General features: G+C 68.4%; 13 protein-coding genes. 7 read left to right on the top strand and 6 right to left on the bottom strand.

Annotated elements, in window-relative coordinates; translation table 11 throughout:
* Positions 1 to 68: 68 nt before the first annotated feature.
* The 3 genes from P0Y60_02100 to P0Y60_02090 all read left to right on the top strand — a co-directional run bounded on the left by P0Y60_02100 (position 69) and on the right by P0Y60_02090 (position 3871).
* Positions 69 to 887 (top strand): shikimate 5-dehydrogenase, encoded by an 819-nt coding sequence (locus tag P0Y60_02100; protein ID WEK61580.1) that lies wholly within the window; start codon positions 69 to 71, stop codon positions 885 to 887.
* Positions 888 to 1014: 127 nt separating this feature from the next.
* Positions 1015 to 2859, top strand: coding sequence for a substrate-binding and VWA domain-containing protein (locus tag P0Y60_02095; protein ID WEK61579.1), 1845 nt, complete (start codon positions 1015 to 1017; stop codon positions 2857 to 2859).
* Between the two features lie 7 nt (positions 2860 to 2866).
* The gene (locus tag P0Y60_02090; protein WEK61578.1) at positions 2867 to 3871 is read left to right on the top strand and encodes a hypothetical protein; all 1005 of its coding nucleotides are present in this window, start codon (positions 2867 to 2869) and stop codon (positions 3869 to 3871) included.
* Between the two features lie 129 nt (positions 3872 to 4000).
* On the opposite strand, the gene P0Y60_02085 is transcribed toward P0Y60_02090, so the two are convergent.
* A complete protein-coding gene (locus tag P0Y60_02085; GenBank protein ID WEK61577.1) occupies positions 4001 to 5593 on the bottom strand; it encodes an amidohydrolase in 1593 nt (530 codons plus the stop codon).
* Complete coding sequence (locus P0Y60_02080; protein WEK61576.1) at positions 5590 to 6834, bottom strand: MFS transporter; 1245 nt, start codon at positions 6832 to 6834, stop codon at positions 5590 to 5592. The genes P0Y60_02085 and P0Y60_02080 overlap by 4 nt, the downstream gene beginning before the upstream one ends.
* Before the next feature lie 183 nt (positions 6835 to 7017).
* Between P0Y60_02080 and P0Y60_02075 the strand changes: the two genes are divergently transcribed.
* Complete coding sequence (locus P0Y60_02075; protein ID WEK61575.1) at positions 7018 to 7620, top strand: TetR/AcrR family transcriptional regulator C-terminal domain-containing protein; 603 nt, start codon at positions 7018 to 7020, stop codon at positions 7618 to 7620.
* 115 nt (positions 7621 to 7735) lie between these two features.
* Positions 7736 to 9457, top strand: a complete 1722-nt coding sequence (locus P0Y60_02070; GenBank protein WEK61574.1) for a cytochrome c biogenesis protein DipZ — start codon at positions 7736 to 7738, stop codon at positions 9455 to 9457.
* 9 nt (positions 9458 to 9466) lie between these two features.
* Here P0Y60_02070 and P0Y60_02065 read toward each other — a convergent pair whose 3' ends face one another.
* Together P0Y60_02065 and P0Y60_02060 are read right to left on the bottom strand one after the other, a co-directional pair.
* A complete protein-coding gene (locus tag P0Y60_02065) occupies positions 9467 to 10720 on the bottom strand; it encodes a sodium:proton exchanger (GenBank protein ID WEK61573.1) in 1254 nt (417 codons plus the stop codon).
* Positions 10721 to 11057: 337 nt separating this feature from the next.
* On the bottom strand, positions 11058 to 11663 hold the full coding sequence (locus P0Y60_02060; GenBank protein ID WEK61572.1) for a TetR/AcrR family transcriptional regulator: 606 nt from the start codon (positions 11661 to 11663) through the stop codon (positions 11058 to 11060).
* Positions 11664 to 11757: 94 nt separating this feature from the next.
* On the opposite strand from P0Y60_02060, the gene P0Y60_02055 reads away from it, so the two are divergent.
* A complete protein-coding gene (locus P0Y60_02055; protein ID WEK61571.1) occupies positions 11758 to 12576 on the top strand; it encodes an SDR family oxidoreductase in 819 nt (272 codons plus the stop codon).
* Positions 12577 to 12668: 92 nt separating this feature from the next.
* Here the strand turns inward: P0Y60_02055 and P0Y60_02050 are convergent, their stop codons facing one another.
* Complete coding sequence (locus P0Y60_02050) at positions 12669 to 13631, bottom strand: LacI family DNA-binding transcriptional regulator (GenBank protein WEK61570.1); 963 nt, start codon at positions 13629 to 13631, stop codon at positions 12669 to 12671.
* 84 nt (positions 13632 to 13715) lie between these two features.
* The gene (locus P0Y60_02045) at positions 13716 to 14162 is read right to left on the bottom strand and encodes a hypothetical protein (protein WEK61569.1); all 447 of its coding nucleotides are present in this window, start codon (positions 14160 to 14162) and stop codon (positions 13716 to 13718) included.
* 338 nt (positions 14163 to 14500) lie between these two features.
* On the opposite strand from P0Y60_02045, the gene P0Y60_02040 reads away from it, so the two are divergent.
* Positions 14501 to 14782 (top strand): hypothetical protein, encoded by a 282-nt coding sequence (locus P0Y60_02040; GenBank protein WEK61568.1) that lies wholly within the window; start codon positions 14501 to 14503, stop codon positions 14780 to 14782.
* Positions 14783 to 14916 lie beyond the last annotated feature (134 nt).

The following is a 14916-nucleotide window of genomic DNA, read 5'->3' as shown; positions in this document are numbered from 1 at the left end:
CTTCTGGGGGTTGGACAGCTCCTGCGCCGGGGCCGCCGGCGAGCTGCGCACGCGAGTAACCTGGGGCGGTGACCACGCTCAACAAGGACATGACGCTGTGCATCTCGCTCTCGGCGCGGCCGAGCAACAACGGCACCCGTTTCCACAACCACCTGTATGAGGCGCTCGATCTGAACTGGATCTACAAGGCCTTCGCGCCCACCGATCTGGCCCAGGCGATCGCCGGGGTGCGCGGCCTCGGCATCCGGGGCTGCGCGATCTCGATGCCGTACAAGGAAGACGTGATCGCGCTGGTCGACCGCATGGATGCGTCGGCGACGGCGATCGAATCGGTGAACACGATCGTGAACGACGACGGCGTGCTCACCGCGTACAACACCGACTACTCCGCGATCGCCCAATTGATCGAGCGGAATACCCTCGACGCCGCCTCGTCGGTCCTGCTGCGCGGTTCCGGCGGAATGGCGAAGGCGACGGCGGCGGCGTTCCGCGATGCCGGATTCGAGAGCGTCACGATCGTGGCTCGGAACGAGGAGGTGGGGCGCGGCCTCGCCGATCTGTATGGCTTCGGCTGGCGGGCCGACGTCGACGGCGTCACGGCGGACATCCTGGTCAATGTCACACCGATCGGCATGGCGGGCGGATCCGATGAGCATGCGCTGTCGTTCCCGCGCGAGGCGATCGCCGGGGCCTCCGTCGTGTTCGACGTGGTGGCGCTCCCGGCGGAGACGCCGCTGGTGAACGCGGGCCGCGCTGCGTCCAAGACCGTCATCACCGGCGCAGAGGTGGCGACCCTCCAGGCGCTCGAGCAGTTCGTGCTGTACACCGGCATCCGCCCCTCGCCCGCGCAGGTGCAGGCGGCCGAGGAGTACATGCGGGCGCAGTGAGCGCCCGCATGCCCCGCCTCGCAGGGCTCACACAGCTCCAAGAAGCGGCAAGCTGCAGGGGAGCACGGCGATCGTCTGACCGCACGTTCTCGTGCCGGGCCGCGAGATATCTGGGTAGCCTAGGCCCATGACCGCGCACCGCATCGCACGATCGTCGTCCGCTCGCCGCCGCACGCCCGCCGTGCTCGCGCTCACCGTGGTCACCGCCCTGGTGCTGGCCGCCTGCACCGGCAGCGACGACACCGGCACGACCGACGGCACCGGTCAGGGCTTCCCCGACGACGGCTGCACGCACATCACCGTCGCCACCTCGTCGGAGAAGGTCAACATGCTCGACGAGCTGGCCTCCGCCTTCAAGGACTCGCCCGAGCACAAGGGTCTCGACACCTGCGCCACGGTGCGGCCGACGAATGTGTCGTCGGGCAACGCCGCGCGATATCTCACCTCGGGCGACGAGTGGCCCTCGGACGACCCCGAACTGTGGCCGACACTGTGGTCGCCGGCATCCACCGTCTGGACCGACCGCGTCGCGGCTGCCGCCTCGCAGAACGTCGTCGGCGAGCCCGCGTCGTTCACCCGCACCCCCGTCGTGTTCGGCATGCCCCAGCCGATGGCCGAGGCGCTCGGCTGGCCCGACCAGCCCATCAGCATCACCGACCTCGAGGGCCTGTGCCAGGATCCTGCCGGCTGGGGCAGCGTGGGCAAGGACATCTGGGGTGCGTTCAAGATCTCGAAGACCAACCCCAACACCTCGACGACGGGCCTGTCGACGATCCTGATGCAGTCGTACGAGGCATCCGGCAAGGCGGAGGGTCTCACCTCGGCCGATGTGGATGCCGCAGCCGACTTCTCCCGCGTCTTCGAGGAGTGCGTGATCCACTACGGCGACACCACGGGCAACGTGCTCTCGACGCTCTACGACGAGACGCAGAACGGGGCGGACGGATCGGCCTACGTGTCGGCGGTGGCGCTCGAGGAGACCTCGCTGCTGAACTACAACACCGGAAACCCCGACTCGCACACCGTGCAGCCCGGCGAGACGCTGACTCCACCCAAGACCAAGCTCGTCGCGGTCTACCCGGAGGGCGGTTCGATGTGGTCGGACAACCCGGTCACCGTGCTCGGCGCCGACTGGGTGACCGCCCAGCAGCGCACGGCCGGCGAGGCGTTCGCCGCGTTCCTGCAGACGACCGCCGCGCAGAAGATCCTTCCGGACTTCGGGTTCCGACCGCTCGACGAGTCGGTGCCGCTCGGTGATCTGTTCACCGCGAACTACGGCGTCGATCCCGCGCAGCCGGCCGTCACCCTTCCGAAGCCCGACGTCGACGTGATCTCGACCGCGATCGACCAGTGGACCCAGGTGCGCAAGCCCTCATCGGTGCTGGAGCTCATCGACATCTCAGGCTCGATGGACGACCCGATCGGCGACGGACGCTCCCGCCTCGACGGCGCCATCGAAGGCGCGCAGACGACGCTGGGACACTTCCGCTCCAGCGACGAGGTCGGTGTCTGGGCCTTCACGACCGGGGTCTCCTCGCGTGCCGGTGAAGGCATCGAGGTGCTGCGAGACGTCACGGCGCTCGGTTCCGACGGCGAGAAGCTCGACTCCTCGCTCGCCGATCTCCGTTACGCCCAGCGCAACGGCACCCCGCTCTACGACGCGATCCTCACCGCCTATGAGGCCATGAGCGAGCGCGCGGAGCCGGGTCGGATCAACGCGATCGTGGTGCTCTCGGACGGTGAGGACACCGACTCGACGACCTCGCTCGACTCGCTGATCGCGAAGATCGGGAAGAGCTCGGGCGAGGGCGGCGGCGACGCGCCCGTGCGCATCTTCCCCATCGCCTACGGCGAGGGCGCCGACACCTCCGCACTGCAGCGCATCGCCGATGTCACGGGCGGTCAGATGTTCGACGCCTCGAACGCCGAACGGATCGACCTCGTCTTCGCCTCCGTCATCAACAACTTCTGAGGTGCGGATGAACATCGCCGCAGCATCCGGGAACAGCCTGGTCGACGACGCCCTGTCGGGCCTCCAGACGAACAGCGTCTACGTGTCGCCCGAGGTCGCCGGCGCAGCGAAACTGCAGGCGGCACTGGAGAGCACGGTGCCGGCCGACGGATCGATCGCCGTGGTCGTGCTGCCCGCGGATGCGAAGCTCGACAACCCCTACTCGACCTGGGTGCTCGACCAGATCACCGGGTCGTCGGGATACAAGACGGTCGTGATCGCGCTCGACGGCGACCTGCAGGCGGATTCGGTCGCGATCGACGGCGACGAGGCCATGCGCATCGCCAACCAGAACGAGACGGCGGCCGGGGGCGACGTGCAGACCGCGCTCACCGAGACCGTGCAGCAGATCTCCGCCGAGATGCCGGATGCTCCGTCCGGCGGCGACGGCGCGGCCGGACTGCTGGTGCCCGGCGTCATCGGCGGCGTGGTCGTCGTCGCCGTCGCCGTGACCGCCATCGGCGTGCTCGCCCGCCGGCGGCGCAGGGCCCCCGTCGCGATCGAGGGCGGCATGCCCCCGGCGATCCGCGCGCGCGTGGACCGCCTGCGCGAGCTGCGGGTCGACTACGCGGGACTTCCGGGCCATCCCGTCGCCGCGGAGACCGCCACAGGCATCGATGCGCTCGCCTCGCACGTCGAGCAGCTGTTCGCACGGCTCGGCGCGAAGGCCGGCGAGCACCAGAGCTCGCTGGCCGAGGCCGAGTACTCCGACAAGCTGGCACGGCTCGTGGCGGCGCTCGACCGCGACTACCTGCTCGATCTGCTCACGCATCCCGAGCTGTGGGACGCGCCGGACGAGCGCATCGGCGAGGTGCGCGAGGCTCTCACCGCAGTCTCGACGCAGATCGTCGACAACATCAAGCAGGTCAACGCGCGCAAGGGCCTGATGTTCCAGGTGTCGCTCGACTCGCTGATCGGACGCTCCGAGCTGCGCGATTGGGAGCGTCAGTTCAAGAGCAACTCCGGGGAGTGATGCGGCGTCGGGCCTAGCGCTCGTGCACGACTTCGGACCTCGGCCCCGACACCCCGCGCAAGCACCGGATGCCGCGGAGTGTCGGCCGCGGCATCCGAAGTTGTGCTCACCTGCCGCCCGGCGCCGCGGTCAGCGCTCGTACGCCGTGCGGCCCGCGATCACCGTGCGCACGACGTTCGCCGTGAGCAGCGACGCGGGCCCCGAGGCGAACGGGTCGGCGTCGAGCACGATGAAGTCGGCGGCGTACCCCTCGGCGATGCGACCGTGAGACCCACCCTCACCGATGGATGCCGCGGCATCGCGGGTCGCGTGCGCGATGGCTCGCCCGAGCGGCAGCGCGTACTGCGGATGCACCGCCGGCACACTCGTGTCCAGCGCCGACGCCCTGGTCGCCGCGACGTACATGTTCGCGAGCGCCTCGAGGGGCGCCGTCGGCGCGTCGGTCGAGAAGGCGAGCAGCGCGCCGGCATCCTCGTACTCCGGCCACGCGAACGCCCGATCGACCCGGTCGTCGCCGAGCTGGGCGGCCCAGTTGGCGAAGATCGCGGGGTCGGCGTGCACGGGCTGCATCGACGCGGTCACCCCGAGCCGCGCCATCCGCTCGGCCGTGCCCGGGGCCGCATACTCCAGGTGCTCGATCCGGTGGCGGCGGGGGATGCCGCCGTTCACCGCGATGGCGTGCTCGATCGCATCAAGCGCGAGCGTGCTCGCGTCGTCGCCGATCGCATGCATCGCGATCTGCAGCCCTGCGGCGTCGGCGGCGGCCACCACGGGCAACAGACGCTCGGCCGGCCAGATCGGACCAGCGTTCGATCCGTCGGCATACGGTGCTGTCATCGCGGCGGTGCAGGCGTCGATCGTGCCGTCGAGCACCAGCTTGATGCCGATGACCCGCACGCCGGCGCTCTGGGCGGTCGCCTGCGCTGCGGCACGAGCGACCTGCGCGAGATTCGCCTCATCGTCTCCGGTGTTGCCGACGAACCAGTGCGCCGCGATCCGCAGCGGGAGGGCGTCGCGCTCGGCCGCCCGCCCCAACGCCGCGAGTCCGAGCTCGTCGAACGCCATGTCGACGGCTCCCGTGACGCCGGCCGCGAGGTACGAGGCCACGACCCGATCGACGCCGGCGTCGCGCTGCGCGTCGGTGGCGGTCGCGTCGCGGTGAGCCCACGCGTACTGCTGCGCGGCCGTCTCGTAGAGCATGCCGGTGGCCTCGCCGTCGGGACCACGTTCGATGCGTCCGCCGATCGGATCGGGGGTGTCGCGGGTGATGCCGAGCTCGACCAGCGCCGCGGTGTTGACCCAGCAGGAGTGGTAATCGTTCGCGTCGAGATACACCGGGATGTCGACGACCACGGCGTCGATCATCGCGGCGGTCGGGGCGCCGCCCGGGATCGCGTCGAACAACCAGCCGCGCCCGCGCAGTGCGTCGGTGGCCGAGTGGTGCGCGGCCACCAGCCGCTCCTGGATCGCCACGAGCGATGCGGCATCCGTGAGGCCGACCTGTCCGAGTGCGTCGCCCAACATCAGCAGATGGGTGTGGGCGTCGATGAAGCCGGGCAGGACGGTGCGGCCGGCGAGATCGACGACGGCATCGGCGCCGGGAGCATCCACCTCCGCTCCGACGAAGACGAAGGTGCCGTGTTCGACGACGACGGCCTCGGCGGGGAGCCCCTCGCCCTCGTCGAGGAAGAAGCGGGCATTGCGGTACAGCGTGCGGGTCATGCGACGGTCGCCGGGATCGGGGTGTGCAGGGAGCGTTCCGCGCGAGTCGAGGCGAGCGCGACGGCTCCCGCCGGGATCGCCAGCACGAAGCTCGCGACACCGAGCGCGGTCGCGAAACCCTGGTAGCCGAGAAGGCCGACAAGCGCGGCGCCGATCACCGGGGTGAGCGCCGAGCCCACGAGGTAGACGGCCAGAAGAGGACCCGACCACCGACCGTCGGCGTCGAGCGCTGCGGAGGTCGCGACGAAGTACATGAACGCGATGGCATAGATCGTGTTCCAGGCGATGAACACGACGATGAACCCGGTCGGGTCGGTCACGAAGCCTTCGACGATCTTGAGCACGCCGCCCAGCACGAGCAGCACGATGAGCGGCACGGCGCGACCGAGGCGGGACCCGACGACCATGAGCAGGAGAGAACCGAGCAGACCCCCCGCGGTCGCTCCGCTGAGTGCGAGGCCGAGTCCCTCCGGGGTGAGTCCAGCCTGGTCGGCGCCCATGATCCCGGCCATGGCCCACAGCGAGTCTTCGCTCACCGCCCACAGCGCGAACACGACGAGCAGCACGAACCCGGCGATCGTGGTGGTGCGAGAGCGCGCCGGTGAGACGCGGACCGCGCCGGTGGGCGGCACCTCGATGGGCATGGCCTCGGCGACGGCGGCCGCAGCCTGCGGGTCGGCGACGGGAGCGGACGGCAGCCAGGCGGAGACGACGATGCCGATCACGCTGAACAGGGCGAGCGTGCCGAACACGTCGATCGGTGCGAGCCCGATCAGCGGGATGACCGCGAGCACGATCGTGATGATGCCGCGGTTGGCGAGTCCGTTGAACCCGGCGACGCGGTCGGGATTGCGGAAGGCGGCGAGCGCGGCCCCGGATGCGGCGACCGCACCACCGGCACCGATTCCGCCGATGAGCAGAGCGGGCACCATCACGGCGGGGAGGAACGCGGCGGCGGCGAATCCGAGCGCGGCGATCGCCAGGCCGGTGCGCGCGACGGCCAGGCGGCGCGGCCCGGCGCACAGTGGTGCGATGCTCAGTCCGGTCACGGCCGTGAGCAGCAGGGTCGCCGTCACGAGCCAGCTCGCGGTGAGCACATCGATGCCGAGGCCGGTCTGCGCGGCGGTGATCATGTAGGGCGAGAGGTTCACGCCGAGATAGCCCGCGATGCCGATCGCGAATGTGGCGGTGGCGGTGGGCAGTCGGAGCGGGACGCGGGTGCTCAGGTCGGTGATGGTCATGAGACTCCAGGAGGGGTGGGGCACGACGATGTGCGCGGAGGGTGGTGCTGGAGAGTGCGGTGGAGCATCCGATCCGAAAACGAATGGTGTTCGTAAACGAATGGTGTTCACTATTATGCACAGGAGGGGCACTCGTGGGAAGACCCCGATTCACGGAGATTCGATCGTCGAAGGAGAGGGTCCATGCCCCGGCCGTCCACCCCGCTGCTGTCCCCCGAGATCATCGGGGCGGCCGCCCTCTCGCTCTCGAAGGCGGGAGAGCCGTTCGGGGTCAACGCGATCGCACGTGAACTCGGCGTGCGCCCCTCCTCTCTCTACAACCACGTCGGGGGGATGGACGAGATCGTCGAGCTGATGCGCGGCCGGCTCGTGGAGGACTACCGCGTGGAACCGGACGAGGACCCGTGGGACGTGCATCTCGTGTCGCTCCTCCGCTCGCAGCGCCGGATGTACGCGGATCATCCGCTGCTGGTTCCGCTGCTCGTGGGCAAGACGATCACACACCCGGCCGTCATCGCCGCCTACGACGACCTGGCGACCGTGCTGCTCGACGGCGGATTCCCGGAAGAGGAGATCCTCGCGGTGATCGCCGTGATCGATGCGTTCGCCATCGGCTTCGGCCTCGACCTGGCCTCACCCGATGACGTGTGGCAACCGCAGGACGAGACCCGCACACTCGGGCGGATGCTCGACGGCGCCGAGCGCGGCACCGCGCGGTCGGATCGCACGTTCGAACTGGGGCTGGAGCTGCTCGTCACGTCACTGAGGACGCACCTCAAGGGATGAGCACGATTCGCACACGCGGGTTTTCTGACACCCGAAACCCGTATTCGCGCGCCACAGATCCAATCCGTTCCGCAGATCGTGACGAACAGCTGGCATCGACCATACGGGGGATCCCATGCTTGCTCTCATCGTCATCGGCTTCCTCGGAGGACTGATCACCGGCATCTCGCCGTGCATCCTTCCGGTGCTCCCGGTCATCTTCCTCACCGGCGGGGCGCAGTCCGCGCGCACCTCCACCTCCGACGACGGACCGCCACCCGCATCCCGCTGGCGGCCGTACTTCGTCATCCTCGGACTGGTCACCTCGTTCACGATCGTGACCTTGATCGGCTCGGTCATCCTGGGAGCGCTCGGACTGCCGCAGGACATCATCCGGTGGGTGGGCATCGGGGTGCTGATCCTGATCGGCGTGGGTCTGCTGATCCCGGCGGTCGAGCGACTGCTCGAGAAGCCCTTCTCCTGGATCCCCCAGCGCCAGGTGAACAACCAGCGCAACGGATTCGCGGTGGGCCTCGCCCTCGGCGCGGTGTTCGTGCCGTGCGCCGGTCCTGTGCTCGCCGCGATCATCGTGGCGGGATCGACGGGACGCATCGGCCCCGAGATCATCGCACTGACCCTGTCGTTCGCGATCGGTGTCGCCATCCCGCTCCTGGCCTTCGCCCTCGCCGGGCGAGGGCTGGTCGAGCGCATCCGCGCGTTCCGCGGTCGCGAGCGCGGCCTGCGCATCGCCGCCGGTGTCGCGATGATCGCGCTCGCGATCGGACTGGTCTTCAACGTTCCCGCCGCGCTGCAGCGACTGCTCCCGGACTACACCTCGACGCTGCAGGAGCAGCTCGCCGACAACGACCAGGTGCAGGACGCGCTCGACCTCGGCGGCATCGTGACCGACGAGAACAAGGATCTCGACAAGTGCACCAACGGCGCCGACGTGCTCGAGTCGTGCGGCACGGCCCCCAGCATCAAGGGGATCGAGTCGTGGCTGAACACTCCCGACGGGCAGGGCATCGATCTCGAATCGCTCCGGGGCAAGGTCGTGCTGATCGACTTCTGGGCGTACTCGTGCATCAACTGCCAGCGCAGCCTGCCCCATGTCGTGGCGTGGGATGAGGCCTATCGGGACGATGGCCTGCAGGTCATCGGCATCCACTCTCCCGAGTACGCATTCGAGAAGAACGCCGACAACGTGCGCGCCGGAGCAGAGAACTTCGGTATCGAGTATCCGGTCGCGCTCGACAACAACCTGTCGACCTGGACGAACTACCGCAACCGCTACTGGCCGGCGCATTACCTGATCGATGCCGAGGGCACCGTGCGGCACATCTCGTTCGGCGAAGGCCACTACGCCGCCACCGAGAAGCTCATCCGCGAGCTCCTGGAAGATGCCGACCCGGGCGTGCAGCTCCCGGCCGCGACCGACGTGAAGGACGACACTCCCGACATCACGGCGATCACCCCGGAGACCTTCCTCGGGTGGACCAAGCAGGTCAACTACGCCGGCAAGACGGACTACAGCGGAGGCGACGACACCTACTCCTTCCCGAAGGATCAGCCCGCCGACACCTTCGCGCTCGACGGCGACTGGACCATCGAGACTCAGTACGCCACGCCCACGGGAGACCAGGCGAACATCCGCCTGAACTACACGGCGGCGGAGGCGCGGGTCGTGCTCGCAGGCAAGGGCACAGTCACCTTCACGGTCGACGGCGGAAAGACGCAGACGATCGACGTCGACGGCACGCCTGACTCCTATCGCCTGCTGAAGGATGCCGCGACCACCGGCACGGTCGATCTCACCGTCGGCGCAGGCGTCGAGGTCTACTCCTTCACCTTCGGGTGATGCGGCACCTCACGGTGAGACCCGCTCCGCCTCTGCGCTCGGTTGCAGAGGCGGAGCGGTTGTCCGGAGGAAGGGTGCACGCAAGGTGGGGACGATCTCCCGGCGATTGATCACGAGCAGGATGACCGCGACGGCGATGTGGATGGCGGAGAGGACATATCTCCCTCCGGTGTCCGTCACGAAGAACTGCACGAGGAACATCGCGGCAAGAGACACGGCCGACCACAGGTGGAACCTCAACGCGATGATGATCGCGACTCCCATCACGGTCTGCGAGCCCGTGAGCACGAACTCCTCGATCTGGCGGGTGTCCAGCGGGAGGTCACCGCCGCCGCCACCGAAGTAGTGAGCGATCGGCAGGGAGCCCACGAGCAGGCTCCACTGATTGATCTTCGACGCGATGAGCGTGCCGATCGCTGCCGCTCCCCATCCGCGCAGCGCGAACATCACCGCGATGATGAACTCGGGCGCCTCGGACGCGAGAGGCGCGAGCCACTGCACCAGGAAATAGCTGTCGATGCCCAGCGAGGATCCGGAGGCGACCAATGCCTCGGCGAACGGCTCGGCGCACGCGAGGATGATCACCGCGGCCCCGACGAACAGGCTCATCACGGTCAGGCGACGCACACGGCCGGGCATCTCGGCGATGAGCTTGGCCGGTCCGACGAATTCCTCTTCCGCATCGCTGTGCGTCTGACTCGCTCTCCAGAGGTAGTACACGAACATGGCGATGAGCACGAGCCCGAACCAGATCGGGATGTGGCCGAGGAGGGGAATCGCGAAGGCGACGACGGCGAGCACGGCAAGGAAGCCCACATCCAGGCGAGACTCCTTCGGCAGCCGCAGGAACCGGGCGCGCGCGGGGTTTCCTCGCCGCAGCCCTCGGTTGGCGACGAGAAGGGCCACGATCACCACGAGCGGCCACCCGAATCCCAGCAGCAGTCGGTTCGAGCCCGTCATGTTGGCCGCGGCGAACTGCTCGTAGGCAGGTTCGGAGCCGGATCGGTAGGCGTAGTACAAGTCGACGGCGTACTCGGGAAGCACCGCGATGAGCGCGAGAATCGCTATCGCCAGCGCCCCGGAGATGTCCTTCTGAGCGGCCTCTGCCGCCCAGGCCAGCAGGAAACTGGCGGCGACGACGGCGGCACCGAAGATGAGGAGATCAACGACAGGGTTCAGGTGAATCCCCAGCACGCGCAGGACGATCGCCGGCGCGGCGATGAGAAGACAGACGCCGATACGGCGCAGAAGGGCGGAAGGCATGAAGCGACTCCGGTCGGTCACGACCGAAGCGGGTACAGCGAACTTCGGCCTGGGCGGGCCGAAGGTCTCGCTCATCCCCCGACACGACGCCGTACGGATGGGGTGCCGGGCGATCACCGTGAACGCCAGTATGTCGACACCTCCGCGGGCCGACCTGCACCCGGAGCTACTCCCCTTCGATGGAACCAGCCTGGCCGATGAGGCCGACCGAACCGGCTCCGGAACGCACATTGACAGGGTTTCGGCGCTCCGAACGCCGGTATCCCGGGGTAGCGGCGAGCAGATTCATATGATTTCGCCTTACCTCAACCGCGCCCCGGTCAGAATCCCTGGCTTGCTAGCCCGCCGCTTGCAGTCCTCGCCAGAAGATGTCGCTCGCGGTCATCACGAGATCATCGACCGGAACGCCGTCGAGCAGCCCGCCTGAGGCGAGGGTCGCGATGCCGTGGAAGGTCGCGAAGGCGGTGAGCGCGATGCGCTGCGCATCGCCGGGGCCGATCGCCCCGATCGTCTGGGCGGAGTCGACCACGCGCATCGTGAGCTCCATGGACGCGTGCCCGGCCTCGAGGAGCTCGGCGCGTGCGTCGGGGGCGTGCTTCAGGCCGAACATGAGCGACAACAGTGTCGGTTGCGCCAGCGCGAAGGCGACGTACCCTCGGGCGAGCTCGTCGAACCGGCGGCGTACTTGCGCCGCCGTCACGACGTCTCCGGATGCCGCCTCGGCGAGCGCGGCGCTCAGCCGGTGGAACCCGTCCTCGGCGAGCGCGTCGAGCAACGCCTGCTTGTCGCGGAAGTGCCGGCTCGGCGCCGCATGGCTGACACCGGCGTCACGTGCGAGCTGGCGCAGCGAGAGCGATTCGACGCCGTCGACCTCGATCGTCGTTCGGGCAGCTTCCAGCAGGGAACGACGCAGATCGCCGTGGTGGTAGCGCTGTTCGGGCACGAATCCATCCTACAAGCGATGTTGGCATTGACAACAAGAGGGCGAGGTGTGCACAATGATGTCACTGACAACATTGATCGGAAGAGGCAGCACCATGACGCTCGACCTTCGCGGGGGAACCGCACTCATCACCGGCGCGAGCTCGGGACTCGGCGTCGACTTCGCCCGCCGCTTCGCCGCCCGGGGATCCGATCTGGTGCTGGTCGCCCGCCGCGCCGACCGGCTGGAGGAACTCGCCCGTGAGCTGCGGGCATCCACCGGGGTCACGGTGGAGGTCGTGCCCGCAGACCTCGGAGTCACCGGAGCCGCATCCGCACTCCACGACGAACTCGAGCGCCGCGGCATCCGCATCACCTCACTCGTGAACAACGCCGGTTTCGGATCGCACATCGCGTTCGACCAGGCCGACCCCGCACGCACGCGCAGCGAGATCCAGCTGAACGTGCTGACGCTCGTCGAACTCACCCGAACCTTCCTGCCCCAGCTGCTCGAGGGCCACGGCGCACTCGTCACGGTGGCGAGCACCGCGGCATATCAGCCGACGCCGGGCATGGCCGTGTACGGCGCGACCAAGGCGTTCGTGCTCAGTTTCACCGAATCGCTCTGGGCCGAGGCCCGCGGCACAGGGCTCCGCGTGCTCGCCGTGAGCCCCGGCTCGACCAAGACCGAGTTCTTCGACGTGGTCGGCACGGACGCCGCGTCGGTCGGTCGGCAGCAGACTTCCGAGCAGGTGATCGACACGGCCTTCCGCGAATTGGACCGCGCGAACGGCAGGCCCAGCGTCGTCTCCGGCGGCGTGAACCACCTGCTGGCCCTGGCGACGAGACTGCTCTCGCGCCGGGCCCTCACCCGGATGAGCGCGCGACTGCTCGGCGAGGTGCGCTTGGGCGCTGACGCCCCACCACTTGCGTGAGGGGTCAAGACACGCCGTTGACGGGCATTCTGGCGCGGCGTTTCGTGACCCCTCACCGCGTTGGGTGAGGACTCGCACGAAGCGCTTTCTGGTCAGGCGCGCGGAGCGGCGGTCGACGCCCGCACGATCAGCTGCGAGCTGAGCGTGGCGACGTCGCTGATCACGACCCCCGCCATCGCCTGCAGAAGCAGATCGACGGCGAGCGCACCACTGCGCGCGATCGGCATGCGCACCGTGGTCAGCCCCGGGGTGACGGCGCCCGCCAGATCGATGTCGTCGATGCCCACGATGCTGATGTCGGCGGGGCAGCGGCGGCCGAGCTCGATCAGGCCTGCCTCCAGCCCGAGGGCCACGAGGTCGTTGTAGGCGACGACCGCAGTCGCGCCACTCGCTGCCGCCGGTGCGGCCGCCGCGCGGCCACCCTGGATCGAGGCGGCGTGATGGCTGAGTGGCGTGAGGCGGATGCCGTGGCGCTCGCACGCCCGCGCGATCGTGTCGGCGCGACGCAGGTCGGCCCAGGATCCGCGGGGGCCGGCGGCATAGGCGATGTGCGTGTGCCCGAGGGCGGCGAGGTGCTCGATGGCCTGACTCGGGCCGTGCTCGGTGTCCATCAGCACGCAGGAGGCGCCGTCGATCTGCCGGTTCACCACGACGTACGGGGTGTCGCCGACCAGGTCGAGCACATCGGCGTCGGGCAGGCGCGGCGAGCACAGCAGCATGCCGTCGAGCTTGCGTGCCTGCTCGATCTGCTCCCGCTCGCGCCGCAGGTCTTCGTCGGCGTCGAACAGCACGATGCGGTGACGGCCGTGCCACGCCTGGCCCTGGATCGCCTTGAGCAACGTGGCGTACACGGGGTTGGAGACATCGGGCACGACGACGCCGAGCGTGCGGGTCGCGGTGGCCGACTGCGGAGTCGCATATCCCAGGTCGGTCGCCGCTCCAAGCACCCGCTCCAGCGTGGCAGGGGCAAGGCGATCGGGTTCGCCGAAGGCGCGTGACGCCGTCGCGATGGACACGCCTGCGCGCTTCGCAACGTCGGTCAATGTCGCTGCCACTGTCGCCTCCCCCTCATCCCGCAATCCTATGATCGCGACCGAGCACGAGATTGCGAAACCTTTGTATCGGACCCGGTTCGAAGCTCAGCGCGACGGCAGCCCCAGGGCAACACGCATACGACGCGCAAGACGGAGCACCGCGTTCCGTCTCCCCACTGTCACCGGAAGCGAGATCATTGTCCACGCGGAGACCCGCTTCACCTCGATCATACGAATACTTCCGAACGGCGGCACAAAGCCGAGAGCGAACCCCACGACTCCGGTGTACTTATCGAAATCGACGGCCTCCACGTCTCCCTCTTCGAACCGGTGGACGCGCAGCCAGGAGGTGACGACGACGGAACCGGGACTGATCGTCATCCCTAGGAACAGGGAGCGAACGCACGCAGCCGCACTGATCGAAACGACCGACGCAGCAAGCCACCAGTGCTCTGACCCGAACGACAACAGCAAGAGGAATCCGCTCCAGAACCCGCCCACTATGAGAGCGAGAACCTGAGCCCCTCTCGCTGGAATCCTCACCTCTTCCATTTCTTACCTGCCCTGTTCTCGTGGTCAACGACTCATTCCTACGGCCACCCGCGGGTACCTTCGGACTCGGCACGGCGAACGGCTATGACCAGCCGATGATGCGCCGTTTCCCACAACAATGATGGCCTGTCTCCCTGCTGCACCATCTGAAGGCACAGTTACTCGAGGAGGGACTCTGGGCGCCGGTCGCGCCGGTTGCTGGCAGCCCGTCGAGGCCCTGTGCCCGCACCGAGCTCGGACCCGACCCAACGATTCAGCACCTCGGAAGTGCGACGCGCGGTTCGCCGATTGCAGACGTTCCCATGCAGCGGTACGGACTTACCGCTTCGCATCTCGGCATGGACGATGCCACTCTGAAGGACTCCCCCGCCGACCTGCCATCCGGTGACGAACAGGACCCCGAAATACGCCTCCTCCCGGAAGCGAGCGATGTCGGTCTTCTTGTAGACGCGGCGAGTCCACCACGACGTGACGATCAGCTCGTCCTCAGTGACACGAACCCCTGTGAATCGAAGACGCACCCAACACCACGTGCAGATCGCCATCAGCACGATCATCACGCCGATGACGAATCGGGGAATCTCATCGCCCGCCGTCATCAGCGCGATCAGCGGCGCTAGTCCGAAGAAGCATGTAGCCGGCACAAGTCGCCGTCCGCGCTCGGCGACACTCTGCTGGCGTATGGGGCTCGACCCAGGCCGCATACGCAATGAGCCTCCCTACTCGAAATCTATAGGCCAGCCGTTGTTCGTGC

Source organism: Candidatus Microbacterium colombiense (genome assembly GCA_029203165.1).
In the GTDB taxonomy this organism is placed as follows: Bacteria; Actinomycetota; Actinomycetes; order Actinomycetales; family Microbacteriaceae; genus Microbacterium; species Microbacterium colombiense.
The sequence above is the reverse complement of the archived record's forward strand: the minus strand, read 5'-3'. Positions and strand labels throughout refer to the sequence as shown.

Bases quoted from the DNA above. Each gene is read 5' to 3' on its own strand.
- P0Y60_02085 (WEK61577.1), bottom strand. From the start codon at position 5,593: ATGACCCGCACGCTGTACCGCAATGCCCGCTTCTTCCTCGACGAGGGC.
- P0Y60_02040 (WEK61568.1), top strand. From the start codon at position 14,501: ATGGACGATGCCACTCTGAAGGACTCCCCCGCCGACCTGCCATCCGGT.
- P0Y60_02090 (WEK61578.1), top strand. From the start codon at position 2,867: ATGAACATCGCCGCAGCATCCGGGAACAGCCTGGTCGACGACGCCCTG.
- P0Y60_02055 (WEK61571.1), top strand. From the start codon at position 11,758: ATGACGCTCGACCTTCGCGGGGGAACCGCACTCATCACCGGCGCGAGC.
- P0Y60_02080 (WEK61576.1), bottom strand. From the start codon at position 6,834: ATGACCATCACCGACCTGAGCACCCGCGTCCCGCTCCGACTGCCCACC.
- P0Y60_02095 (WEK61579.1), top strand. From the start codon at position 1,015: ATGACCGCGCACCGCATCGCACGATCGTCGTCCGCTCGCCGCCGCACG.
- P0Y60_02045 (WEK61569.1), bottom strand. From the start codon at position 14,162: ATGGAAGAGGTGAGGATTCCAGCGAGAGGGGCTCAGGTTCTCGCTCTC.
- P0Y60_02075 (WEK61575.1), top strand. From the start codon at position 7,018: ATGCCCCGGCCGTCCACCCCGCTGCTGTCCCCCGAGATCATCGGGGCG.
- P0Y60_02065 (WEK61573.1), bottom strand. From the start codon at position 10,720: ATGCCTTCCGCCCTTCTGCGCCGTATCGGCGTCTGTCTTCTCATCGCC.
- P0Y60_02070 (WEK61574.1), top strand. From the start codon at position 7,736: ATGCTTGCTCTCATCGTCATCGGCTTCCTCGGAGGACTGATCACCGGC.